At 69.9% G+C, this 22,355-nt stretch carries 19 protein-coding genes; 8 read left to right on the top strand and 11 right to left on the bottom strand.

Annotated elements, in window-relative coordinates:
• The 4 genes from E3O46_RS00170 to E3O46_RS00155 all read right to left on the bottom strand — a co-directional run.
• Positions 1–1,222, bottom strand: a 1,222-nt coding sequence (locus E3O46_RS00170; RefSeq protein WP_198413673.1) for a hypothetical protein, incomplete at its 3' end; no start/stop codon positions are given.
• A 205-nt stretch (positions 1,223–1,427) separates the two neighbouring features.
• Positions 1,428–2,291 (bottom strand): nuclease-related domain-containing protein, encoded by an 864-nt coding sequence (locus tag E3O46_RS00165; RefSeq protein WP_134559892.1) that lies wholly within the window; start codon positions 2,289–2,291, stop codon positions 1,428–1,430.
• Positions 2,292–2,400: 109 nt separating this feature from the next.
• Positions 2,401–3,243, bottom strand: a complete 843-nt coding sequence (locus tag E3O46_RS00160) for an alpha/beta hydrolase (RefSeq protein ID WP_134559894.1) — start codon at positions 3,241–3,243, stop codon at positions 2,401–2,403.
• 152 nt (positions 3,244–3,395) lie between these two features.
• The gene (locus E3O46_RS00155; protein ID WP_134560884.1) at positions 3,396–3,779 is read right to left on the bottom strand and encodes a hypothetical protein; all 384 of its coding nucleotides are present in this window, start codon (positions 3,777–3,779) and stop codon (positions 3,396–3,398) included.
• A 113-nt stretch (positions 3,780–3,892) separates the two neighbouring features.
• Between E3O46_RS00155 and E3O46_RS00150 the strand changes: the two genes are divergently transcribed.
• Entirely contained in the window at positions 3,893–4,159 is a 267-nt protein-coding gene (locus tag E3O46_RS00150; protein WP_134449383.1) for an acylphosphatase, read from the top strand.
• Between the two features lie 26 nt (positions 4,160–4,185).
• Entirely contained in the window at positions 4,186–4,995 is an 810-nt protein-coding gene (locus E3O46_RS00145) for a Pr6Pr family membrane protein (protein ID WP_134560883.1), read from the top strand.
• Between the two features lie 49 nt (positions 4,996–5,044).
• Here E3O46_RS00145 and E3O46_RS00140 read toward each other — a convergent pair whose 3' ends face one another.
• The 5 genes from E3O46_RS00140 to E3O46_RS00120 all read right to left on the bottom strand — a co-directional run bounded on the left by E3O46_RS00140 (position 5,045) and on the right by E3O46_RS00120 (position 11,022).
• On the bottom strand, positions 5,045–5,899 hold the full coding sequence (locus E3O46_RS00140; protein WP_134560882.1) for an NAD(P)H-binding protein: 855 nt from the start codon (positions 5,897–5,899) through the stop codon (positions 5,045–5,047).
• A gap of 80 nt (positions 5,900–5,979) precedes the next feature.
• A complete protein-coding gene (locus E3O46_RS00135) occupies positions 5,980–6,243 on the bottom strand; it encodes a hypothetical protein (RefSeq protein ID WP_134449380.1) in 264 nt (87 codons plus the stop codon).
• A 319-nt stretch (positions 6,244–6,562) separates the two neighbouring features.
• Positions 6,563–8,011, bottom strand: a complete 1,449-nt coding sequence (locus E3O46_RS00130) for a flavin monoamine oxidase family protein (RefSeq protein ID WP_134559900.1) — start codon at positions 8,009–8,011, stop codon at positions 6,563–6,565.
• Between the two features lie 121 nt (positions 8,012–8,132).
• Positions 8,133–9,890, bottom strand: coding sequence for a DUF7059 domain-containing protein (locus tag E3O46_RS00125; protein ID WP_241987301.1), 1,758 nt, complete (start codon positions 9,888–9,890; stop codon positions 8,133–8,135).
• Positions 9,891–9,942: 52 nt separating this feature from the next.
• The gene (locus tag E3O46_RS00120; RefSeq protein ID WP_134560881.1) at positions 9,943–11,022 is read right to left on the bottom strand and encodes a LacI family DNA-binding transcriptional regulator; all 1,080 of its coding nucleotides are present in this window, start codon (positions 11,020–11,022) and stop codon (positions 9,943–9,945) included.
• A gap of 194 nt (positions 11,023–11,216) precedes the next feature.
• On the opposite strand from E3O46_RS00120, the gene E3O46_RS00115 reads away from it, so the two are divergent.
• From E3O46_RS00115 to E3O46_RS00100, 4 genes are all read left to right on the top strand, one after another.
• Positions 11,217–12,479, top strand: coding sequence for a sugar ABC transporter substrate-binding protein (locus tag E3O46_RS00115; protein ID WP_134449378.1), 1,263 nt, complete (start codon positions 11,217–11,219; stop codon positions 12,477–12,479).
• Between the two features lie 6 nt (positions 12,480–12,485).
• Positions 12,486–13,628, top strand: a complete 1,143-nt coding sequence (locus tag E3O46_RS00110; RefSeq protein WP_134559904.1) for a carbohydrate ABC transporter permease — start codon at positions 12,486–12,488, stop codon at positions 13,626–13,628.
• A gap of 86 nt (positions 13,629–13,714) precedes the next feature.
• A complete protein-coding gene (locus E3O46_RS00105; protein WP_241975438.1) occupies positions 13,715–14,515 on the top strand; it encodes a carbohydrate ABC transporter permease in 801 nt (266 codons plus the stop codon).
• Between the two features lie 73 nt (positions 14,516–14,588).
• Positions 14,589–16,703, top strand: coding sequence for a glycogen debranching N-terminal domain-containing protein (locus E3O46_RS00100; RefSeq protein WP_134560880.1), 2,115 nt, complete (start codon positions 14,589–14,591; stop codon positions 16,701–16,703).
• Positions 16,704–16,743: 40 nt separating this feature from the next.
• Here the strand turns inward: E3O46_RS00100 and E3O46_RS18900 are convergent, their stop codons facing one another.
• Both E3O46_RS18900 and E3O46_RS00085 read right to left on the bottom strand, forming a co-directional pair.
• On the bottom strand, positions 16,744–18,681 hold the full coding sequence (locus tag E3O46_RS18900) for an FAD-dependent monooxygenase (protein WP_198413652.1): 1,938 nt from the start codon (positions 18,679–18,681) through the stop codon (positions 16,744–16,746).
• 29 nt (positions 18,682–18,710) lie between these two features.
• Positions 18,711–20,036 (bottom strand): type III polyketide synthase, encoded by a 1,326-nt coding sequence (locus E3O46_RS00085; protein WP_277612939.1) that lies wholly within the window; start codon positions 20,034–20,036, stop codon positions 18,711–18,713.
• 178 nt (positions 20,037–20,214) lie between these two features.
• On the opposite strand from E3O46_RS00085, the gene E3O46_RS00080 reads away from it, so the two are divergent.
• Positions 20,215–21,960 (top strand): pyruvate dehydrogenase, encoded by a 1,746-nt coding sequence (locus E3O46_RS00080; protein WP_134560879.1) that lies wholly within the window; start codon positions 20,215–20,217, stop codon positions 21,958–21,960.
• Between the two features lie 151 nt (positions 21,961–22,111).
• Entirely contained in the window at positions 22,112–22,306 is a 195-nt protein-coding gene (locus E3O46_RS00075) for a hypothetical protein (protein ID WP_241975437.1), read from the top strand.
• The last annotated feature ends 49 nt before the right edge of the window (positions 22,307–22,355 follow it).

Here is a 22,355-nt window from a genome sequence, read left to right as displayed (position 1 = left end):
CGGGCGACCCCGCGGTCGCGGGTGTCGGCCGGCGCACGGCGTGCACGCGGCCGGGCCCGGGGAACGGGCGCGGCACGATCGGCCGGGGAGCGGCGAGGTCGGCGGGCGATGGCCGCACGGCGCCAGCACCGGCAAGCGCGTCGGGGAAACCGGCCTCGCCGTGCAGGTCGTCCTGGGCGAGAGCGGCGCCGGCCGCGCGAACGAACCCGGCAAGCCCCTTCGCGGACATGGCCGGGTCGAAGACGAGGTCGTCGCCGCTTCCGGTGTCGTCGTCCTCGACGAGCGGGAGCAGCGGACGGTTCTCGCGCAGCCAGGGCGGCCCGTTGAGCACGGCGGCGAGCGGCGGCAACACCGGCTCGTCGTCGTCGACGTCGCTGAGCACGAGGTGCAGGGCGCCACTCGGCAGGTGCATGACCCGCGCGGCCACGACGTCGCCCTCGGAGAGCAGGGTATCGACGAGGTCCCGCGGGTTGGCCGAGATGTCGGCGCGGGTGATCGTGAACGTGAGGTGCGGGTGCAGGGCGAGCACGGCCTTTTGCGCGCTGACCTTCTGCACCAGGGCGAGGGTGACGCTGCCGTGCGGGTAGCGCTCGGCGATCACCTCCGTCGTCGGCGGTTTGAGCTCGACATTGAGCCGGTGGGTCGGGGCATCGAGGGCGCCCTGGATGCGCTGGCCGGGCGAGAGGGTCCAGTCCAGCGGCACGGGCGGGTAGGTGAGTTCCTGCCAGATGGTCGCCATGCCGCCGTCATCGAGCTCGACGAGGGCGCGGGAACCGTGCAGCATGAAGCCCTTGACGGTTCCGGTGACGGTGATGACGGATGCAGGGGCGAGCGCGAAGAGACCGGCGTGGTGGGCGTGAGCGAGGGCATCCGTGACGAGTTGGTCGGTCGCGTGCTGGGGGTCGCCATGCGTGAAGCGCAGACGGGACCTGGCCAGGTCGGCGAAGGGGTTCGGCCCGGTGGGGTATGACCGGCCGGCGCTGCCGTAGACCTGGAATTGGGCGGGGAGCAGGTCGCCGAGCTGCCGGGTGAGTTCTCCGGTCTGCACGAGGAAGACGCGCGCGACGTCGCCGATCTGGGTGGCGAGCTGATCGATGCCGATCTCGGGGATGGCTGTTCCGAACGGTGAGGAGACGACGACCCAGGGTCGATCACGGGCGGGGTCGTGAAGGCCGATCGCAAGCTGCTGCACCGCGGAGCTGGTCTCAACGCGGGTGTACACGGCTTACTCCTCCCCGGGCCCGTGGATAGGCCGTGGGAACAAGGCTACGCCAGTATCCTAGACGGATTGCTCCATTCGTTAAGTTATGGGGTGTATATGAAGCATTGTGTGCGGGTTGCCCACCCGGGACACGCGGTGTGACGCAGGATGCACCTCGTCCTAGGGCGGCGCCCAGCCGATCACCGGTGAGTGCGAAGCCGCGGAGTCAGCGACCCGAGCCGGAGAAAGCGCCGACCAGGACGATCCCGAGGTTCGCGGCCAGGTAGGCGGAGACGCCGAGCCCGACGACGACCTCGAGGGGGGCGAGCACGAGGCGCTGCAACCTCGCCGACCGCATCTGGTTGTCGAGCACGGTGAAGCGCTCCATCAGGCCGTCGCCCGTGCCGACCGGCACGGTTTCGGCCCAGCTCGCGGGATCGTCGAGCAGCGCGATCACCTGGAACCGTTCGAGCGGCGTGAGCACGCGCGGCAGGGCCGTCAGCCACGACACGAGGTCGGCGGCGTCGAGCACTGTGACCGCGTTCTCGGGGCCCATGCGGACGACACCCTTCGGCCCGACGAACGCGAGCACGGGGTGGATCGGGACGGTGAAGTCGAGGTAGGCATGCAGGAGCGTGTCGATGCGTTCGCCCTCGAAGGCCGCGTGTTCGAGGTAGGGCACCGCCCGGTCCCCGACGATGACGTTCTCGCCGATGACCCGCACCCCCGCACGGCGGTGCTGCTTGGTGTTGATGGTGACGACGCCGCAGGGGCCGACGACGACGTGGTCGATGTCCCAGCCGTTCACCCCGACGGGGAGCCCGTGGAAGACCGCCCACTCCGGAGGCAGCTGGGCGAGCAGTGCGCCGACGGCGAGCTCTCCCTGCGCGCCGCGGTACCAGCCCAGGGCATTGCCGCCGAGCGGGGAACGACCGAGGAAGCGGGCGAGACGGGTGCGACGCGGGTGGGCACCCTGCTGGCGCAGCAATTTGTCGATGATGGCCTGCGCGGCGAACCGGCGGCGCATGCCCTCGTTTTCGACGCGGCCGTCGTCGATACTGCCCGGATCGATTGTGCTTTTGTCGACCATATGATTGCTCCCCCGGATCGATACTAGCGAGCCGCGGCATCCGCCGCCCCACCCCGTTTGAGCCGCCGCCCCTGTTGAGCCGCTGCCCCCGCTCGCGCGCCCGCCTGCTCTAGTCGTGCTTCTTGACGAAGTCGATGGCGAGGTCGGCGACCTCTTCCCAGCCGTGGTCGATCGTGAGCGAGTGACCCCGGTTCGGCACCTCGACGATCTCGGTCAGACCCGGGTTCTTCTTCTGCTGCTTGTAGATCGCGTGCGAGATCGCGAGCGGCACGGTGTTGTCGTTGTCCCCCGCGATGATGAGCAGCGGCCCGCGCTCGGGATTCTTCGTGTCGACCCGCGCCTCGGTGAACGGGTTCAGGTTCGCGGTCGCGGCCTGGAACAGCGGCACGCCCGATGCGGCCACGTGATAGGTGTCGTACAGGGCGCGCGCCTCGTCGGTATCGAGGGCGTTGGCCCAGCCGAAGCTGAACTGCTCGAAGGTGAGCGAGACGGCCCGCCCGGCATTCGCCGGGTTGAGCAGCACCGGTGACGCCGATTTCAGGGCGGATGCCGGCAGCGGCAACACGCCACGGAACGGTGCGGAGTCGATCGCGACCGTTGCAGCGGAGACTCCCTCACCGGCCAGGCGCTGGGCGATCAGCCCGCCGAAGGAGTGCCCGACGATGGCGGGTCTGATCGCGAGGTCGTTGATGGCGTCGAGGTAGTGGTCGGTGACCTGGGCGATCATCTTGTGGGCGAAGACGTCGGGGTCGCGCTTGGCTTCCTCGATGCTCTCGGGGTCGTCGGGCCAGCCGGGGGCGATGCTTGTGTAGCCGGCGGCCTCGAAGCGGCCGCGCCAGCGGTCCCAGCTGCTCGAGAGCAGCCAGAGCCCGTGCACGAACACGACCGGACGCAGGCCCGACTCGTTCGCTCGCTCGACCTCGGCTCGTTCCGGTGCGGTCAATGCGTCCATCTCAGCTCCGTTTCGGTTTCTGGCAGGTTCACGCGGCGGGTGCCGGGTGATCTGGGCACGATAACCGCACCGGTCCCCGTCGTCTAGGGCGTCGGCATCCGCGGGCGTGCCGCTGAGTCGATGCGGTCAGCGGCGGCGGTCAGCGGCGGCGGTCAGCGGCGGCGGGCGATCAGGGTGCGGAGCACCAGGACGAGGACGGCCAGGGGCGCGAACACGATCAGGAGCCGTGCGGCGAGCCCGCCGAGACTCGCGGCCGTGCCGGACGCGGGCGGGGCGCCGGTGAGGCCGAACTGCAGGAGCAGCACGCCGATGACGCCGAGTGCCACCGCGACGAGGACGGTGAGCAGGAGCGCCCGCAGGTCGGGCTCTGCGCGCTCACGGCGCCGAACCGCCCAGAGCTGGAGGACCTCGTAGAGCACGAGGGACACCGCGAACGGCAGGGCGACGCTCAGGAGCACGACGGCGAAATAGGCCGCGAACACGAAGAGCGGGTGATCGGGCAATGCGGGCGTGATCAGTGCGGTAGTCCAGCTCACGTGACTCCCCAGCCTGGCCTCGGTCGGCTCAGCGCTCCCACGGTAGCAAGAGCGCTGTATTCCGGCGTCCCCCCGATCGGGACAGGGAACCGGATCGGGGGCACACTGGGGGGATGGTTCGCAAACAGGCGGTGGTGCGCGGGATGGTCCAGGCCGTGGGGTTCCGGTACTACGCGCAGGCAGAGGCCCGGCGACTCGGGCTCGCGGGATTCGTGCGCAACCACAGGGATGGCTCGGTCGAGGTGCAGGTGGAGGGGCCGGCAGCATCCGTCGACCGGATGCTCGACTGGCTGCGGCACGGGCCGCCCTCTGCCCAGGTCGACACCGTGCACGTCGAGGACATGCCGGACCGCGGGGACGACGGCTTTCGGATCGAGTGACCTGCCCGCTGGCGTAGCGTTGAAGCATGTGCGCGCGTGCAGATCGTCCCGCCCGCACCGACGACCCGGCCGGGTCGCTCGCCGCGGTGCTCTTGGCGCGCCCGGGCTCGGCGAGGCGTTCCCTGATGCGCTTGGGCCGGCGCTCCCCGGATCGCTCTCCGTTTCACTCCCCGCTTCACTCCCCGCTTCACTCCCCGCGACGGCGGATCGTCGGCATCGTCCGGCTCGTTCTGGCCTGCGCCGAGGTGCTCGCACTGCTCGGGTACTTCGGCTACATCCTCGGTTTCAAGAGCTTTATTGTGTACAACTACTTCAGCTATTTCACCGTGCAGAGCGCCATCGCCGCGGTCGGTGTCTTCATCGCCGCGGGGATCGTCGCCCTGCGCCGGGAGGTCGACCCACCCTGGCTCGACTGGATCCGGCTGCTCGTCACGACCTACATGATCGTCTCGGGCATCGTGTTCCTCGCGATCGTGATCCAGTCCTCGTCGCGGGCGTACACGATGGAGGTGCCGTGGTCGACGCAGCTGCTGCACTTCTGGATCCCCGGGATCGCACTCGTCGACTGGCTCACCGACACCGGCAAGGCCCGGTTGCCGTGGACGACGCTCGCCTGGGTCATGGTCGTCCCGAGCATCTGGGGCGCGTTCACCCTGATCCGGGGCGCCCTGGTGCGCTGGTATCCCTACTTCTTCCTCGACCCGAAGCAGGTCAGCGGCCCGCTCGAGACGGTGCTGTACTGCGTTGTCGCCGTCGCGCTCTTCACCGGGATCGCGGCCATGCTGACCTGGTCGTCCCGCGGCTGGCGGGGCCTCAAGCCCAGCACTGAAGGGTAATGGCCGGAGGTAATGGCCGGAGGTTAGGGGCGGAGGTTAGGGGCGGAGGTTAGGGGCGGAGGTGCGCCCAGGCGTCGGGGGTGGCGCGCAGGTACTCTGGCAGGTCCTGGGGCGGATGCCCGGTGAGGCGTTCGACGTCGTCCGTCACGACATCCATCACGTCGGACGCGATCGCGAGATAGCTTGAGATCCAGCCCGCGACCTCCCAGTCCGGCGCGCCGTAGTGAGCGCGGGACGCCCACGCCTCGGGCTCGGTCTCGCGCTCGTAGCGGATCGGCCGCCCGGTCACCCGGGCGAGCTCCGCGGCGCCGTCGCGCAGGCTCCAGCCGCGCGGCCCCGTGAGGGTGAAGGTCTCCCCGTCGTGACGAGAGCCGCTGCCGAGGACGGCCGCGACGGCATCCGCCACGTCGGTGTGCGCGACCGAGCCGATGCGGCCCTCGCCGCCGGGCCCGCGGATGACGCCGTCGGCGCCGCACATCTGCGCGATCAGCCGGTGGTAGAAGTTGTCGCGCAGGAAGGTGAAGGCGAGGCCGCTCGCCCGCAGGTGCGTCTCGGTTGCGGCGTGGTCGCGGGCGAGGGTGAATTCGGCGTGCGGATCGGCGCCGAGGAACGAGAGATAGACGATCCGCTCGACTCCGGCGGCGACGGCGCTGTCGATCAGGGTGAGGTGCTCGGTCACTCGCTCGGCGCTCTCGGACGCCGACACCATGAACAGGGTGTCGACCCCGGCGAGGGCGGGGGCGAGGGCCTGGGCATCGCCGTAGCCGGCGGTCCAGACATCCGGATGCTGCCGCGCGAGCCGCGCGGTCGAGCGCACGATGAGCCTGGTGGGCGTTCCTGCCGCGTCAAGGCGGTCGCGAACGAGGCCGCCGACGAGCCCCGTCGCTCCGGTGAGTGCGATCATGGCTGGTTCCCCTCGGCATCCGGTTGCGCGGTCGAACTGCGCCATCGCATGCTACAGCGGAAGGGAGTGGGTGGAACGGCCTACAGCGGGATGAAGGTGTATTCCACGGTGAGGTGTTCGCTGCGGCAGGCGCCGCAGTAGAGCACGCCGGAGTGCTGCATGGCGATCACCCGCGGGGAGCACTGCACGACCTTCGGGCCGCAGCACGGCGAAATGACCATGTAGGCACCGGGCGCGGTCGGATGGTGGCCGCTCAGGCCGCGGCCATGGTGGGAACCCTCGCAGGCGAGGTCGGAATCGAAGTCGAGCAGGCTGTCCAGCTCTTGGTCCAGCAGGGTTTCCATGAGGCACGATCAATCACGCGGTCAAACAGGGGAACTGCAGTCGCGACTGTGGCGGGGCACCGAAGCCGCGACCGCGCTCGGGTGGCCGACGGCACGACATGTGTACATTGCTGGGTCTTACGACCGTTGCACGCAACCCACCCAATTGGCAGCCATCGGCAACACCAACCCGGGAACGACTAAACCTTGGGGAGCTGCACAACGGCGGACCGCACCTGCATGAAGTCCCGGCTCGCCCCGGGTATCTTCAGCGACTAGACATTGGGCATAGCTTACACCGTTTGGTGAGAAATACTCGGGATTGACTTTATGGGGTTCGTCAGGGCGCGGGTGTCGGCGTGGGGCTCGGCGTCGGGGGCACGTAGAACGGGGTCAGCCCGCGCAGCGCGGCGGCAAGCACCGTGGCATCGTCGGTCCCGGCGAGCCGGAGCGCCGTGTCCCCGGCGACGAGTCCGACCAGGACGGGCTCCCCGGTGAGCGGCATCATGTTGATCCAGACCCGGAAGTCCTCGTCCCCACCGACCGTGGTCCACAGCGGCGCGGTCGTGCTCCAGAACGGCTCGTCGAACTGCAGCCAGACCTTGTCGAGCGTGCCCATGCCGAGGTCGGCGATCGCGCCGCGGTGCGCGAAGGGCAGCGCGGGGTCGAATTCGAGCACCCCGGACTTCAGCACCCCGAGCGGAACGGTGACGAGCACGCGGTCGGCGGAGAGCGACTCCCCCGTGCCCAGACGCAGGCTCACGCCGGTGTCGGTGTATGCAAGTTTGGTGACGACGCTCGAGTCGAGCAGGTCGATGCCCTCTGCCGCCTTGGTGAGCAGGTGGGCATATCCACCGAGCACGATCCGGTCCTCGTTCGCTCCGGCGTCCGCGCTCGTGTACCAGCCCGACTGCTGGTCGACGGATGCGCCCGCGTCGATATCGAGAACGGTCGCGACCCGGAATGCGAGCCAGTCGGCCGCGGAAACACCGTCACCGGCATCCGCTGTGGACAGCGTGCTCGCGCCCGAGCCGTCGAGCGCGCCCTGCACGGACATGTCACTGGCCTGTTTCGTGGCCCAGGCGAGTGCGGTCGCAACGGCTTTTTCGCCGGTGTCGGGCACCGCGACGACGATTCCGGCATTGGTGCGGGTCTCGCTCGCGCTCGGAAAGGGGGTGGTCGCGATGCCGAGGCGGGTGAATTCCTCGTCGAGGGACGTTGTGTCGCTGTGGCTCACGAAGGACGGGCCGAGCTCGACAGGGAAGGGCCACTTCTTGTCGCTGACGGTGTCGATGCGGCCGCCGATGCGGTCGCGAGCCTCAACGAGGACGACGTCGAAACCGGCGTCCTTGAGGATGCGCGCGGCGCTGAGCCCGGCGATGCCCGCCCCGATCACGGCGATGCGTTCGCCGGGCGCTGCGGCGGCGATGATCTCGCGGGCCGCGCGAAGACCGGAGTCGCGGCCGCCCTGCACCGTTCCCGGAGCGTCGGTCGAGGTGGCCTCGCCGGCGAAGAAGACCCGGTCGAGCACGGGTTGGGCGAGCGCGGTGCGCTGCTCGGGCGTGGAGTCGACGGCGGCGAAACTGTACGAACCGCGGGCGAACGGGTCGGCCGACCAGGAGGTGCGGCGCATCTGCGCGGGTTTCGGCACGGGCGAGACGGTGGGCGTCGGTGCGGGGGTCGACGTAGCGGTGGCGGATGCGCTCGGCCGCGGGGCCGGGGACACGCACGCGGTGAGAACGAGGGTCGAGAGACCCGTGACTCCGATGAGGAAGGTGCGACGTTTCATGGCATTCCGCGCGTCGGGTGTCACTCACGTCCTCCTCTCCGAACGAATCCGGTTGGTTCCAAACTACCGCAGGGGCCGGTTCGGGCGGTCGCCTGCCGCCGGCGGGTACGTCGGGACCGGGTCAGGCGAGCAGTTCTGGCGGGAGGAGGAAGCCGTCGTCGAGGAGTTCGCGCACGCGCGGGAGGAGCTCGGCGGTGAGGTCGCGTTCGGAGACCTCGAGCAGCTCGGCGAGCGCACCGGCGATCGCGCCGACCGCGAGTTCGCCGTCGCAGGCCCCGACGAGCGCGGCGAGCGCGGTGTCGAGCGACACCGACCGGCCGAATCCACTTCCCTGGTGCAGGGTGAGCAGGGTCGGGTCCTCCTGGCCGGGCCAGAAGTGGCGTTCCTCGGTGACGTCGGAGGCAACGGTCAGGGTCGCGTAGACCAGGTCGTCATCCGGGAGGGCCGCGTGCCAGTCGTGGGCGGCGAGGCAGGCCGCGAGGTGGCTGCCGATGCCGTCAGGGTTGTGACCGAGGCCGCCGTGCAGGCGTTCGAGGCGCCGCAACCGCGGAACCGCCGCGGGCCGGGCGGTGTCCGGGCGGCGGAGCAGCAGGTAGCCGAAGCCGACCTGCGTCACGCCGCGCGCCGCGAAGTCGTCGAGCCAGGCATCGTAGAGGCGGTCGAAGTCGGCCGTGCCCGGCCGGGTACCGCCGTCGCGGATCCAGGTCTCGGCGTAGAGCTCGGGCGACTGCACCTCGCGCTCGATGATCCAGGCGTCGAGCGCCGGCGCGGGCCCTGACGAATTCGACGGAGATTCGCCCTCCGCAGGGTCCGAAGACGGCTTCCCCGGTGTCTTTTCGGCAAAATCTCCGTCGATTTGGTTCGCGTCGACGGAGGCAGCGGCTGGGGTGAGCCAGTCGGCGAGGCGGTCGAAGGCGTCCTGGCCTGCGCGGTACTCCCAGTTGCCCAGGAGCTGGGCGACGCCGGTCGGGGTGAGGTGTTCGGCGGCTCCGCGCACGACGGACTCGACGAGGGCGTCACCGACGAGGCCGCCGTCGCGGTACTCGTAGCTCGGCACGCCCTCTGCCCGCGGCGTGATCACGAACGGCGGGTTGGAGATGATGTGGTCGAAGCGCTCGCCCGCGACCGGCTCGAACAGGCTGCCGAGCCTGAATTCGATGTTGGTCACGCCGTTGAGGGCGGCGTTGAGGGCGGCGAGCTCGAGCGCACGCTCGGAGATGTCGGTCGCGACGACGCGTCTGGCGTGGCGGGAGGCGTGCAGGGCCTGGATCCCGCAGCCGGTGCCGAGGTCGAGGGCGGTGTCGACCGGGTTCGGCAGCAGCAGGCCGCTCAGGGTGAGGGATGCCCCGCCGACGCCGAGCACATGGCTCTCGCCGAGCGCGTGCCCGAGTACGAGCTCGCCGAGGTCGGAGGCGATCCACCAGCTGCCGGCCCCGTGGGCGTCCACGAAGCTGTACGGGCGAAGTTCGACGAGCGGGCGGAGCAGGGTGTTCTCGTCGGCGCCGGGTTCTGCGCCGGGTTCTGTGCCGGGTTCGTCATCCTCACCGACGCGGGCGACGAGCCCGAGCGCGACGGCACCTGCCGTCCCGAGGCTCGGGAGCGCCGCCGACAGCGCGCCGCGCGTCACCGGGAGTCCGAGCACGAAGAGCTGCGCGAGGATCGCCGACGGCTCCTCGCGACCGAGCCTGGCGCGAAGGGCCGCGAGGGCCCGCAGGGCGGGGACCCGCTGGTTGCGGCGGAGCGCGGCATCCGCTTCGGGGCCCCAGAGTCCGCTCAGGGTCGCCACGGAATAGTGCGCCGTTTCGAGGTCTGCTCGCAGGAGCGGGATGAGGACGAGGCTCTTCGCCGGGAGCGCGGCGGGATTCGGTGCAGGGATCACTCCCCCATTCAACTGCACGGCGCGGCAGGCAGGACGGTGCTTTGTCCGCAACTCAGCGCGAGACCTCGCTGACGAGGGCGTTCACGGGCACCGAATCCCGGGGAATGGCCGCGAACTGCCGGGTGATGAGCCGCGGGGTGACCATCCGGAAGGGCGGCGGGGCCGGATCGGATGGCGCGCCGGACTTCCCCTCGAACTCGCCGGCGAGGAGCTCGAGGGCCGCGGCGGCGACTTCGTCGACGGGCTGGTCCACGCTCGAGAGCCCGATCGCCGCCGCGATGGGCGTGTTGTCATACCCCGTGACCGGCACCCGGGCCGGGTTGGCGATCATCGCCCCGAGGGCGAGCGCGTCGCTCGCACACAGCACCGCGTCGATGCCGCCGGCCGTGCGGGCGAGCTGCTGCATGGCCGCCGCGCCCTGGTCGACTCCGTCGGCCGTGACCACCTCGAGGCAGGCGAGGTCCTCCGCGGAGACGTCGCCCCGCTCGAGCATGGCGTCGTGCCAGCCGCGCCGACGGTCGTCCCCTGTGCCGGACGGGCTCGGCCAGCCGATGTAGGCGATGCGGGTCGCACCGGCGTCCTGCTGCGCGCGGGTCGCCGCGTGCAGGCCAGAGTAACCATCCACGTCGACCCAGGGGTGGCGCGGCGCGGTGAAGTCGTCGCTCCGCCAGGGCCGGCCGAAGGTGACGAAGGCGATGCCCTGCTCGAGCAACCATTCGGTGCGCGGGTCATCGGCGGTCGTCGAGGTCAGGACGAAACCGTCGACATCCGCCCCGTCGTTCAGGCGCCGGAACTGACTGATCTCGTCCTCGGGGCTCGTGGCGGTGAACAGGAGCACACGCAGGCCCCTGGCATCGGCCTGCTCGGTCAGGGCATGCAGGAACCGGTCGAGTACCGAGCCGGAGATGCCGTCGATCATCGGGTCGAGGCGGATGCCGATCGTCGAGCTGCGCCGGGTGCGCAGCCGTCTCGCCGAGGCGTGCGGACGGTAGCCGAGCGCACTGATGGCCGCCTCGACCCTGGCGCGGGTATCGGCCTTCACGATTCCGGGCGTGTTCATCACGTTGGAGACCGTCTGGCGGGACACCCCGGCTACGCGCGCCACGTCCGTAACGGTGGGGAATTCTCCCATGATCTCTCCCTGCCGGTGCTCCTCGCGCCCCGGGCACGAGGCCCCGTGGCTGGAACGATAAAACCAGACTAGCGCGTCGGATCGACCCCAGAATTAGATCGATCAAAGAAAAAGTTTGATCGATCAAATAAAACCGGCTATCGTCGTTCTCACACAAGCAAACGCGCACTGCGGCGCGACTTTAGGAGAAGAAAATGCAACGACGCACCTCCCGCTGGATGATCGGGGCCGGCCTGACCATGGCCGGAGCGCTCGCCCTCACGGGCTGCAGCTCAAGCTTCGGCGGCACCACGTCCGGCTCGACCGGCTCGGCCGCCGCGCTCACCAGCGACGCGAGCAAGAGCCTCACCGTCCTGATCGGTTCGAGCGGCGACGCCGAGACGAAGGCCGTCAACGCGGCCGTCGCATCCTGGTCCTCCTCGAGCGGCACGAAGGCCACCGTCTCCGTCGCGAGCGACCTCAACCAGCAGCTCGCCCAGGGCTTCGCGGCCAAGAAGCCGGCCGATGTGTTCTACCTGTCGACGGATGCCCTCGCCGGCTACGCGTCGAACGGTTCCCTGCTCGCCTACGGCGACAGCCTCGCCAACAAGGACGACTTCTACCCGAGCCTCGTCAAGTCCTTCACCTACGACGGCCAGTTCTACTGCGCGCCGAAGGACTTCTCCACGCTCGGCCTCGTGATCAACACGGATGCCTGGGCGAAGGCCGGACTCACCGACGCCGACATCCCCACGACCTGGGACCAGCTCGAAACCGTGGCCAAGAAGCTGACCACGCCCGACCAGGTCGGCCTCGCCATCGGCGGCGAATACGCACGCGCCGGCGCCTTCATGGCGCAGGCCGGCGGCAACCTCATGAACGAGGACAGCTCGAAGGCCACCGCGAACAGCGCAGAGGCCGTCGCCGGTCTCACCGAGGTCAAGAAGCTCCTGAACGACGGCGTGATGAAGTACGCGAAGGACGTCGGAGCCGGCTGGGGCGGCGAGGCTTTCGGCAAGCAGCTCGCAGCCATGACGATCGAGGGCAACTGGATCACCGGTGCCATGTCCAGCGACTACCCGAGCGTGAAGTACACGGTCGCCGAGCTTCCGGCCGGCCCCGCCGGCAAGGGCACCATGCAGTTCACCAACTGCTGGGGCATCGCAACGGACAGCCCCAACCAGGCCGCCGCGCTCAAGCTCGTCGAGCAGCTGACCAGCAAGGACTCCCAGCTGGCCTTCTCAACGGCCTTCGGCCCGATGCCGTCGATCAAGTCCGCCGCGTCCGACTGGAAGGCCGCCAACCCGGTGCTCGTCCCGTTCCTGAACGGTGCTGACTACGCCGTCGGCACGCCCACCGCGAAGGGCTCAGCGGATGTCGTGACCGAGCTGAACTCCAAGCTCGAGTCCCTCAAGACGGGCGATCCCCAGCAGATCCTCGACGCCGCCCAGAAGAACCTCGAAGCGCTGCTGAAGTAGTTCGACATGTCGAAGCCCGCACGCACGTCTCGCCGCTCCGGAATCCGGGGCGGCGAGGCCGCCTCGGGGTGGCTCTTCACCGCCCCGATGATCATCCTGCTCGGGATGTTCCTCGTCGTCCCTGTGCTCATGGCGCTCTGGGTCAGCTTCTCCGACTGGGGAGGCCGCGGCAGCCCCTTCGGCGGCAACGTGAAGTTCGTCGGCTTTGACAACTACTCCACCCTGCTGAACGGGGGCGGCCTGGCCGAACAGGACTTCGGCACGGCACTGCGCAACAACGCGTGGTACGTCGTGCTCGTCGTCCCGATCCAGACCGCCCTCTCCCTCCTGCTCGCCGTGCTCGTCAACCGGCAGATCCTCCGCGGCCGAGGCTTCTTCCGCACCTCGTTCTACTTTCCGTCGGTGACGAGCTCGGTGGCGATCACCGTGCTCTGGCTGTTCCTGTTCAGCTCGACGGGCGCCATCAACAAGCTGCTCTCGTTCATCGGCATCAACGGGCCGAACTGGTTCAACGACCCGAGCGGCATCCTGCACAACTTCCTGCAGCTCTTCGGGGTGACCCAGGGCCCCGCCGCACTCACGGACGGGTCCTTCCTCGGCGTCTCCTGGTGGGACTGGCTCGCCGGCCCCTCTGTCGCCATGACGGCCTTCATCCTGATGGCCGTATTCACCACGAGCGGCACGTTCATGCTGCTCTTCATCGCGGCGCTGCAGAACCTCAGCGGAGAGGTCACCGAAGCCGCGATGATGGACGGCGCCAACGGCTGGCAGCGGTTCTGGAAGGTCACCCTCCCCCAGCTGCGCCCGACCCTGTTCACCGTGCTCACCCTCGGCCTCATCGGCAGCTGGCAGGTCTTCGACCAGATCTACACCGGCACCAAGGGCGCACCCGGCAAGACCACGCTCACGCCCGCCTACCTGTCCTACCAGTCGGCGTTCAACAACCAGGAATGGGGCCAGGGCGCCGCGATCGCGTTCATCCTCTTCGTGATCATCGTGTTCTTCACGCTCTTCCAGCGCTGGGTGCTGCGGGAACGGCCGGTGTCGAAGCGCAGGATGCGGCCCTACCTCACGAATCCCGCCTCAGCGGTCGCCCTGGCGGCCACGGCCACACCCGCATCGACGACGAAGTCCGGAGAGTCACGATGAGCGCGCCCACGGTCAGCCCATCCCGCAAACTCCGTGCGCTCAGCCGCGAAAAGCTCCCCACCCGCGCCGTCGCCGGCCGGTCGCTGATGTACGCGATCCTCACCGTGCTCGCGATCATCTACATCGCCCCGTTCCTGATACAGGTCGCGACCTCGTTCAAGACGGACGTCGAGGCGGCGAGCAATCCCATCTCGCTGCTCCCCCAGACCTGGTCGACCGCCGCGTACCAGAAGCTGTTCCTCAACTCGGACTTCCCGGTCTGGTTCAAGAACTCCGCCATCGTCACGATCTTCGTCACGCTCGGACGGGTGTTCTTCAACTCGCTCGCCGGCTACGCCCTCGCCCGGTTGCAGTTCCGCGGCCGGACGGTCATCTTCGCCGGACTGATCGCCGTGATGAGCGTGCCCGGCGTCGTGCTCCTGATCCCGAAGTTCCTCGTGATCAACCAGATCGGCATCTACGACACCTACGTCGGCATGATCGTGCCGCTCCTGACCGATGCGGCGGGGGTCTTCATCATGAAGAACTTCTTCGAATCGATCCCCGCGAGCGTCGAGGAACAGGCCCGCATCGACGGGGCAGGCACCTTCCGGGTGTTCTGGTCGATCGTGCTGCCGATGGCGAGGCCCGCCCTGATCACGATCATCATCCTGTCCTTCCAGGGATCGTGGAATGAACTCTCGCACTTCATTGTGGCCACCCAGTCCCCTGAACTGACCACGCTCACCAAGGGCGTCGCTTCACTCGCCTCCGGGGAGCTCAGCCAGGGCACCCAGTATCCGCTCAAACTCGCCGCCGCGGCGATCATGACCATCCCGGTCGCGGTGATGTTCTTCATCTTCCAGAAACGGATCATGAACACCACCGACGGCGCCGTCAAGGAGTAAGTCCCGGCCGGCCGGCCCACCTTCCCCGTCCCCCTGTGGACATCCGCTTCAACCCAGGAGTCGTTCCTTCCTCATGCTTTCCCAGTCCCTCATCTCGACGCCCGTGCCCACTCAGCCCGCCGGCGACCACCCGGTCCAGCCGCTGCTCCACGATTCGACCATCGTCCTCGCCGCACCCACCCAGGCGTGGTCACGTCCCGACGGGCGCACCGAACTGCCGATCCACGGCCTGTACCACGCGGACACCCGCGTGCTCTCTGGCTGGGACGTCTCGGTCGGCGGGGCACACGGCGAGGCGATCGCCCAGGCCGGGCGCGGTTCGGGCGAAGTGACCTTCACCTCGCTGCTTCGGCACCTCGACGACGCCACCGCCGACCCGCGGCTGCGGCTCGAGGTGACGCGGACCGTGAGCGCCGGGCGGATGCGGGAACGCATCACTATCCGTTCGGGCCTGGGCCACACGGTCTCGACCACTATCGCCCTGCGGGTCCACCCCGACTTCTCGGACATGCAGACCGTCAAGGCGGGGCTCGCCGACCCCGAGAGCCGGCGCGCGTTCCCGACTGAGGACCTGCCGGAGACGCCCGTCGTCGACCTCGAGACCCTTGCCGACGGCATCCGCCTGTCGACGCCGAGCGTGACGGCCGTGCTTCGGTTCGGCAGCGACGCGACACTCGCCCAGACACCCGCGTCGGCCGCCGGCGGGGCGCACCGAGCCGGGACGGATGCCGCCGCACCGGTCGTCGCGGCGAGCTGGGCGGTCGAAGTGCCCGCGCACGGCACCGCGACCGTGGAATGGACCGTCGACGTCGAGCACCGTGCAACCGTGGTGCAGGCGGCCGAGGGCCTGCCCGAGTGGGATGGCGTGACCGTGCATTCCGGCGATGCCCGGCTCGGCCGCTGGGTGCAGCGCGCCCTCGATGACCTCAGCGGGCTGCGGATGGCGACGACGGCTCGGCCCGATGAGCCGTTCCTCGCCGCAGGAGCGCCGTGGTTCTTCACCCTGTTCGGGCGCGACTCGCTGTGGGCGGCGCGGTTCCTGCTGCCGCTCGGCACCGACATCGCCGGCTCGACACTCCGCTTGCTCGCAAGCCTGCAGGGCACCGTCTCCGACCCCGAAACGGCCGAGCAGCCGGGCAAGATCATGCACGAGCTGAGGCCGGGCGCGTTCTCGATGCCCGGCGAGAGCCTGAACCTGCCGCCGCTCTACTACGGGACGGTCGACGCCACGCCGCTCTGGATCTGCCTGCTGAACGACGCCTGGCACTGGGGCCTCCCCGACGCCGAGGTCGTGGCCCTGCTGCCCCACCTCGAGGCGGCACTCGGCTGGATGCGCGACTCCGGCGACAGCCACGACGACGGGTTCCTCTCCTATGTCGACGAGACCGGGCACGGCCTGGCCAACCAGGGCTGGAAGGACTCCGGCGACTCGATCCAGTGGCGGGACGGCTCCCTCGCCGAGGGGCCGATCGCTCTCTGCGAGGTGCAGGCATACGCCTACCAGGCGGCGATCGGCGGCGCCGAGCTGCTCGAGGCCTTCGGTCGCCCCGGCGCGGCCGAGTGGCGCACCTGGGCGGCGAACCTGCAGGCCCGATTCCGGGCATCCTTCTGGATCAACTCTCCCGAAGGACGCTACCCGGCGGTCGCGCTCGACGCGCACAAGCGCCCGGTCGACACGGTCACGAGCAACATCGGCCACCTGCTCGGCACCGGCCTGCTCAACGCCGAGGAATCGGCGCTCGTCGCCGCCCGGCTCGTCTCCCCCGAGCTCAACTCCGGTTTCGGGCTGCGGACGATGTCGACCGACTCGACCGGATACTGGCCGCTGAGCTACCACGGCGGCTCGGTCTGGACCCACGACACCGCGATCGCGATCAACGGGCTGGGCCGCGCCGGGTTCGGCGCCGAGGCCGGCATCCTGATCGACGGGTTGCTCGCGGCCGCCGAATCCTTCGGCTACCGGATGCCGGAGCTCCACTCCGGGGACTCCGCGGCAGAATTCCCGGTCGCGGTTCCCTACCCCGCGGCCTGCCGCCCGCAGGCCTGGTCAGCGGCGGCGGCGATCTCCGTGCTCGGGACCGTTCTCGGCCTCGCTCCCAACCGCAAAACCGGCACGGTCGCCTCGACCCCGATCACCCCGGCCCTCCTGGGCTCGGTCACGATCCTCCCCCGCCAGCCCCGGGCATAACTCGGGAGCGCGGTCGGTGGCGCGGGCCGGGTGGTGCGGCCTACAGCCAGCGCATCGTGAAGGCGCTCGCGAGCACGGCGCTCGCCGGCGGCACGGCGAGGGTGCGCACGAGTCCGTTGCGGAGCCGCAGCCGCAGCCCCGTGGCCGGCCGGCCCATCATCATGTTGAAGCCGGCCTGCCGGGCAGCCATCCGGGCGCTCCGGCGGCGGCGACGGTCATAATCGGCGAGCACGGATGCCGCGGCGTCCGGTTCCCTGATGGCGAGCGCGAGCGCCGGGGCGAGCAGGAGTCCGTCGAGCCAGCCGAGGTTCATGCCCTGGCCGCCGATCGGGCTGATCTGGTGCGCCGCGTCGCCGACGAGCACGATGCGTCCGCTGACGAGACGTTCGGCCAGCCGCTGCTGCACCGAGAACGCGCTCACCGACGCCCCGGACGAGGGCAGGACCACGCCCGTGCGGGACTCGACGATCGCGGCGAGGTCGTGGCTCGAGGCATCCGGTTGCAGGGACGATGTCATCGCGACCCAGCGCCGCCGCCCGCCGGGGAGCGGGAATGACTCGACGACGCCGCCGCGCTCGAAGTACAGCACCGCCTGCTCGGCGGCCTGCTCTCCGGCGGGGTAGTCGCTCATGAGATAGGTGTCTCCACCGCCGCGCTCGATGCCGCGGATGCCGGCGAGTGCGCGGATGACACTGCGGGCGCCGTCCGCGGCGACGACGTAGCGGGCCTCGAGTACGGTCGCCGTTCCGGCCTCCTCGACCTCGAGCTCGACGCGGTCGCCGCGGTCGCGGACATCTGTGACCGTGACGCCCGAGCGGTACCGGCCGGGGCTGAGCTCGTCGAAGCGGGCGCGCAGCAGCGCTTCGGTCTCGTACTGCGGCAGCGAGACGACGAACGGATGCTGCCCGGCCGCTTCGCGGAACGTCAAGCGGCCCAGGGCGCGCCCGTCGCAGCGCACCTCGCCGCCACGGATCCGCACCGCGCGTTCGACGACGGCGTCGGCGAGGCCGAGCTCCTCGAGGGCGCGCATCGACGGCGGGTGGATGCCGATGGCTCGCGACCGCCGCGACGGTTCCGCGCGCCGCTCGAGCACCTCGACGTCGAGGCCGCGCACCGCGAGGAGCCCCGCGAGCAGGATCCCGACGGGACCCCCGCCGACCACGATGACGTCCCGCATCCGCTGCCCATCGCTCGCCTCAGCGCCCGACCTCGCCGGGCGCGGGCGTTGCTCCGTTGCGCGGGTGGCGGACCACCCGCGCAACGGCGGAAGTCCCGCGCCCGGGCCGTCCCAGCGCAGCAGCAGGCGGGACGGATGCTCCCGCACCACGTCCCAGCCCGGCGGCACGACCGCGCGCAGTTCCGGCGCGGTGAAGCTGCGGCGGATGGACGTGAGACCGTCCGCGCGGATGTACGAGTCGCGGAAGAGCGGCCAGGTGCCGAGGCCGAAGCCGACGTAGGCGAAGGTGCTGCGTTCGATGTCGCCGAGCAGCACCCGGCCGCCGGGCGCCGCGAGCCGTTGACAGTCGGCGAGCAGGCCGCCGAGCTGCGCGCCCGTGAGGTGATGCAGCACGTGGTTGGACACCACGACATCGAAGCGAGCTCCCTCGTCGGCGAGGTCGGAGCTGAGCGCCTGCCGGAAGGTCAGCCGGGGCAGCGGCGGCCGGGCGGTCGCGAAGCGGTGAGCGCGGGCATCCGGGTCGATCGCGGTCACTGTGAGGAGCAGGCCGTCCCGGGCCGCCCAGCGGGCGAGCGCCCTGGCGACGTCGCCGCCGCCCGAGCCGATATCGAGCAGCGTGCTCTCCCGGCTCGTCGAGAGGAGCGGCCGGATCTCGCGCCGGTACACCCCGCGCCAGCCGGAGACGGCGGCGTTCACGTATTGGAAATAGTCGTACGTGCGGCTCAGGACCTCGGGGTCGCAGCCCGGATCGTCCATGAGCTCGACCGCGTCGCTCGCCCGCCGGCGGAGGAACGGCAACATCGGGACCAACGGCGATCGCGCCAACCGCGTCAGCCGCGCACCACAGTCATCAGGCCGGACTCGACCGTGAGCCCCGGTCCGAACGCCATGGCGCAGAGCCGCTCACCGTCCGCGGTGTCCTGGGCGTCCAGGATCGCCTTCAGCACGAAGAGGATCGTCGCGCTGCTCATGTTGCCATAGGAGCGCAGGGTCTCCCGCGACGGCACGAGCTGCGCCTCGCTCAGCCCGAGCTTGGCCTCGGTCTTGTCGAGAATGCTGCGCCCGCCCGGGTGGATCGCCCAGTGCGCGATCGCGGTGCTGAGTGGCGCCCGTGCGGCCTCGGCCGCCGCGACCACGACGGCTGGGGCGGTGAGCGTGGCGACAGACCCGCCTGAGGCGACCTCGGCGACCTCGGCCAGCTCAGCAACCTCAGACGCAAATTCCTCGATCGGCATGGTCTCGCCGAGCGCCGCGACGGCAGCGGCGAGCCCCGGGTCCTTCGCGAAGAGCGGAGCGAGAGCGCCCTCGATGTGCTCATCGATGATGTGCGGAACATAGCTGCTGAGCACCATCTCGAAGCCCTCATCTCCGATCTTCCAGGCCATGTCGCCCTCGCCGACCGGCGTGATCACGGTCTCGAAGAGGTCCAGGCTGAGGGCGTTCTCGCCCGGCGCCGGGGCGCGCGAACTCACGATTCCCGCGGCCGCACCATCCGAGAACAGGGAGGAGGCAACGATCGTGTCGGGGTCGTCCGAGGTGCGGAGATGCAGCGAGCAGAGCTCGGCGCTCACCACGAGCACAACGGCGTTCGGGTCGGCTTCGACGAACTGCTTAGCGGTGCGGAGCGCGGGCATCGACGCGTAGCAACCCATGAACCCCAAGTGATACCTCTGCGTTGTCGGCTTCAGGCCCAATTCCCGCACGAGCATATAGTCGGGGCCGGGCGCGTAGAAGCCCGTGCAGGAGACGGTCACGACGTGGGTCACGTCTGCGGCCTCGATGCCGGGGCAGGCGGCGAGCGCGCGGCGGCCGGCCTCGACGAAGAGCTTCGTCGCCTCCGTGATGTACAGCTCATTGCGCACCCGGGTGCTCGGGACCAGGAGGGTCTGCGTCGCCGCGTCGAAGAACTGCGGGTCCGGCTTCTCCGAGTCGAGGGTCAACTCCTCGATCACGGTGTGACGTCGTTCGATCCCGGACAGGTTGAAGGATGCCGTCACGAGCCTCTTCCCCAGCCTGCTCAATCCCGGCTGGGCCGCGAACACATCGCGCACCTGTTCCTGGATGAGGACGGTGGATGGAACAACGGTCTGCAACGCTCTCAGAGTGACGGACATAGCCCCAGTGTTACACGCGGCCCTGCGAGGCACACCCCCCATTTTCGCGCGCGGCGGCAACGGCCGACGGATGCCCGGATCCCGAAACTGGGTGCCGGCAGTGAATCCGCTGGGCGCGGTTCCGTGGAGCGGAGTGATGCCTAGGCTGGAATGTGGCGTGGGGCAACGGGGACGCGCGTCGCCAACCGCGGGCCGGTGCCCGCCTATCCGAGGGAGTCCCGTGGCCACGACCGTCGCCGACCAGATCATCGCCCAGCTCATCGACTCCGGCGTGCGCCGCATTTACGGCATCGTCGGCGACAGCCTCAACCCGATCGTCGACGCCGTTCGGCGCAGCGGCGGCTCCGCGAAGGGCGGCATCGACTGGGTGCACGTGCGCAACGAGGAGGCCGCGGCCTTCGCGGCCAGCGCCGAGGCTCAACTCACGGGTGAGCTCGCGGTCTGCGCAGGGAGCTGCGGACCGGGAAACCTGCACCTCATCAACGGCCTCTACGACGCCCAACGCTCCGGGGCACCCGTGCTCGCGATCGCGAGCCACATCCCGAGCGCCCAGATCGGCAGCTCCTTCTTCCAGGAGACCCACCCCGACCGTCTCTTCGTCGAGTGCTCCAACTACTGCGAACTCGTCAGCTCCGCCGCCCAGGCCCCGCGCGTCGTGAGCATGGCCATGCGCCACGCCATCGGGCTCCGCGGCGTCGCCGTCGTCACGCTCCCGGGCGACATCGCCGAGCTGCCCTCCGTCGGCACCGCGCCGACCATCACCCTGACCAAGCCGGGCACGCTCGTGCCCTCGACGGCCGACGTGCAGCGCCTCGCCGACGCCATCAACAACGCCCGCCAGATCGCCATCTTCGCCGGGATCGGCGTCGCAGGAGCCCACGACGAGGTCGTCGCCTTCGCCGACCTGCTCGCCGCCCCGATGGGGCATTCCCTGCGCGGCAAGGAGTGGATCCAGTACGACAACCCCTTCGACGTCGGTATGACCGGCTTGATCGGCTACGGCGCCGCCCACGACGGCATGCACGACGCCGACCTGCTCATCCTGCTCGGCACCGACTTCCCATATTCGCAATTCCTGCCCGACGGCACGGATGTCGTCATCGCGCAGGTGGACATCCGTGCGGAACACATCGGCCGGCGCACGAACGTCACGGTGCCGGTGCACGGGGACGTCGCGGCGACGCTCAACGCGGTCACCCCGCTGATCACCCGCACCGCCGACCGGCGCTTCCTCGAGAAGACCCTCAAGCACCACGAACAGCTCATGCACAAGGTCGACGGCAACCCGCGCAACGTCGAGAAGCGCACGCCGATCCACCCCGAGTACGCGGCCTCGATCCTCGACGAGGTCGCCGCAGACGACGCCGTCTTCATCGCAGACACCGGCATGTGCAACGTCTGGGCGGCCCGGTACATCAACCCGAACGGGCGCAGGCGGATGCTCGCCTCGGTCCTGCACGGATCGATGGCCAACGCGCTCCCCCAGGCGATCGGCGCCCAGGCGAGCCACCCGGGGCGCCAGGTCGTGACCCTGTCCGGAGACGGCGGCCTCTCGATGCTCCTCGGCGAGCTCGTCACCGTCGCCGCGCAGAACCTGCCGGTGAAGATCGTCGTGTTCAACAACTCAACCCTCGGCATGGTCAAGCTCGAGATGCTCGTCGACGGCTACCCCGACTTCGGCGTCGACGTTCCGGCCGTCGACTACGCCGCCGTCGCCAACGCCCTCGGCATCTACGGCCAGCGGGTCGAGGATCCCGCCGACATCCGCGGCGCCCTGGAGCGCGCCTTCGAGCACAACGGGCCCGCGCTCGTCGACCTCGTCACCGACCCGCTCGCCCTGAGCATGCCGCCGACGATCACCGGGGCGCAGGTGCGCGGTTTCGCGCTCGCCCTCTCCCGAGTCGTGCTGAACGGCGGCGTCGGCGAGGCCGTGCAGCTCGCCCGCACGAACATCCACAAGCTCTAGTCGCGCCCACATCGGCGGGCCGCGCCCGAAACGGCGGGCGCGGCCCGCCGAAACCGGCGCGGCCGCCCCGTGTCGCGCTGGCTGCACTCGGGCTACCCTGAGGCCCAGAGGACAGTCACCGGGGCGTGCGGAATCGGAGGAGCTGATGGCCATGGACGGACGTGGACGGGTGATCGTGCGGGACGGACCGTGGGGCTTCGTCCTCTTCCTGGCCTACATCGGAGCGGCGATCTACTTCGTCTCGGTCTCGAGCGGAACGTTCTGGGGTGTGATCCTCGGGCTGCTCCAGGCGATCGTCTGGCCGGTCTACGTCGTCTATCACGTACTCGTCCTGATCGGCGCCTGAGCGCCGGACGATTCGCGCCGGACCGCGTGACCGGTCGGGCGCCCCGCAG

The sequence above is a fragment of the Cryobacterium glucosi genome, from assembly GCF_004402235.1.
Classification (GTDB): Bacteria; Actinomycetota; Actinomycetes; order Actinomycetales; family Microbacteriaceae; genus Cryobacterium; species Cryobacterium glucosi.
This window is presented reverse-complemented; position numbering and strand designations above follow the sequence as displayed.

Coding starts and splice junctions, on each gene's coding strand:
- E3O46_RS00165 (WP_134559892.1), bottom strand. CDS start 2,291: ATGGTCGACAAAAGCACAATCGATCCGGGCAGTATCGACGACGGCCGC.
- E3O46_RS00160 (WP_134559894.1), bottom strand. CDS start 3,243: ATGGACGCATTGACCGCACCGGAACGAGCCGAGGTCGAGCGAGCGAAC.
- E3O46_RS00150 (WP_134449383.1), top strand. CDS start 3,893: ATGGTTCGCAAACAGGCGGTGGTGCGCGGGATGGTCCAGGCCGTGGGG.
- E3O46_RS00145 (WP_134560883.1), top strand. CDS start 4,186: ATGTGCGCGCGTGCAGATCGTCCCGCCCGCACCGACGACCCGGCCGGG.
- E3O46_RS00140 (WP_134560882.1), bottom strand. CDS start 5,899: ATGATCGCACTCACCGGAGCGACGGGGCTCGTCGGCGGCCTCGTTCGC.
- E3O46_RS00135 (WP_134449380.1), bottom strand. CDS start 6,243: ATGGAAACCCTGCTGGACCAAGAGCTGGACAGCCTGCTCGACTTCGAT.
- E3O46_RS00130 (WP_134559900.1), bottom strand. CDS start 8,011: ATGAAACGTCGCACCTTCCTCATCGGAGTCACGGGTCTCTCGACCCTC.
- E3O46_RS00120 (WP_134560881.1), bottom strand. CDS start 11,022: ATGGGAGAATTCCCCACCGTTACGGACGTGGCGCGCGTAGCCGGGGTG.
- E3O46_RS00115 (WP_134449378.1), top strand. CDS start 11,217: ATGCAACGACGCACCTCCCGCTGGATGATCGGGGCCGGCCTGACCATG.
- E3O46_RS00110 (WP_134559904.1), top strand. CDS start 12,486: ATGTCGAAGCCCGCACGCACGTCTCGCCGCTCCGGAATCCGGGGCGGC.
- E3O46_RS00105 (WP_241975438.1), top strand. CDS start 13,715: ATGTACGCGATCCTCACCGTGCTCGCGATCATCTACATCGCCCCGTTC.
- E3O46_RS00100 (WP_134560880.1), top strand. CDS start 14,589: ATGCTTTCCCAGTCCCTCATCTCGACGCCCGTGCCCACTCAGCCCGCC.
- E3O46_RS18900 (WP_198413652.1), bottom strand. CDS start 18,681: ATGTTGCCGTTCCTCCGCCGGCGGGCGAGCGACGCGGTCGAGCTCATG.
- E3O46_RS00085 (WP_277612939.1), bottom strand. CDS start 20,036: ATGGGGGGTGTGCCTCGCAGGGCCGCGTGTAACACTGGGGCTATGTCC.
- E3O46_RS00075 (WP_241975437.1), top strand. CDS start 22,112: ATGGACGGACGTGGACGGGTGATCGTGCGGGACGGACCGTGGGGCTTC.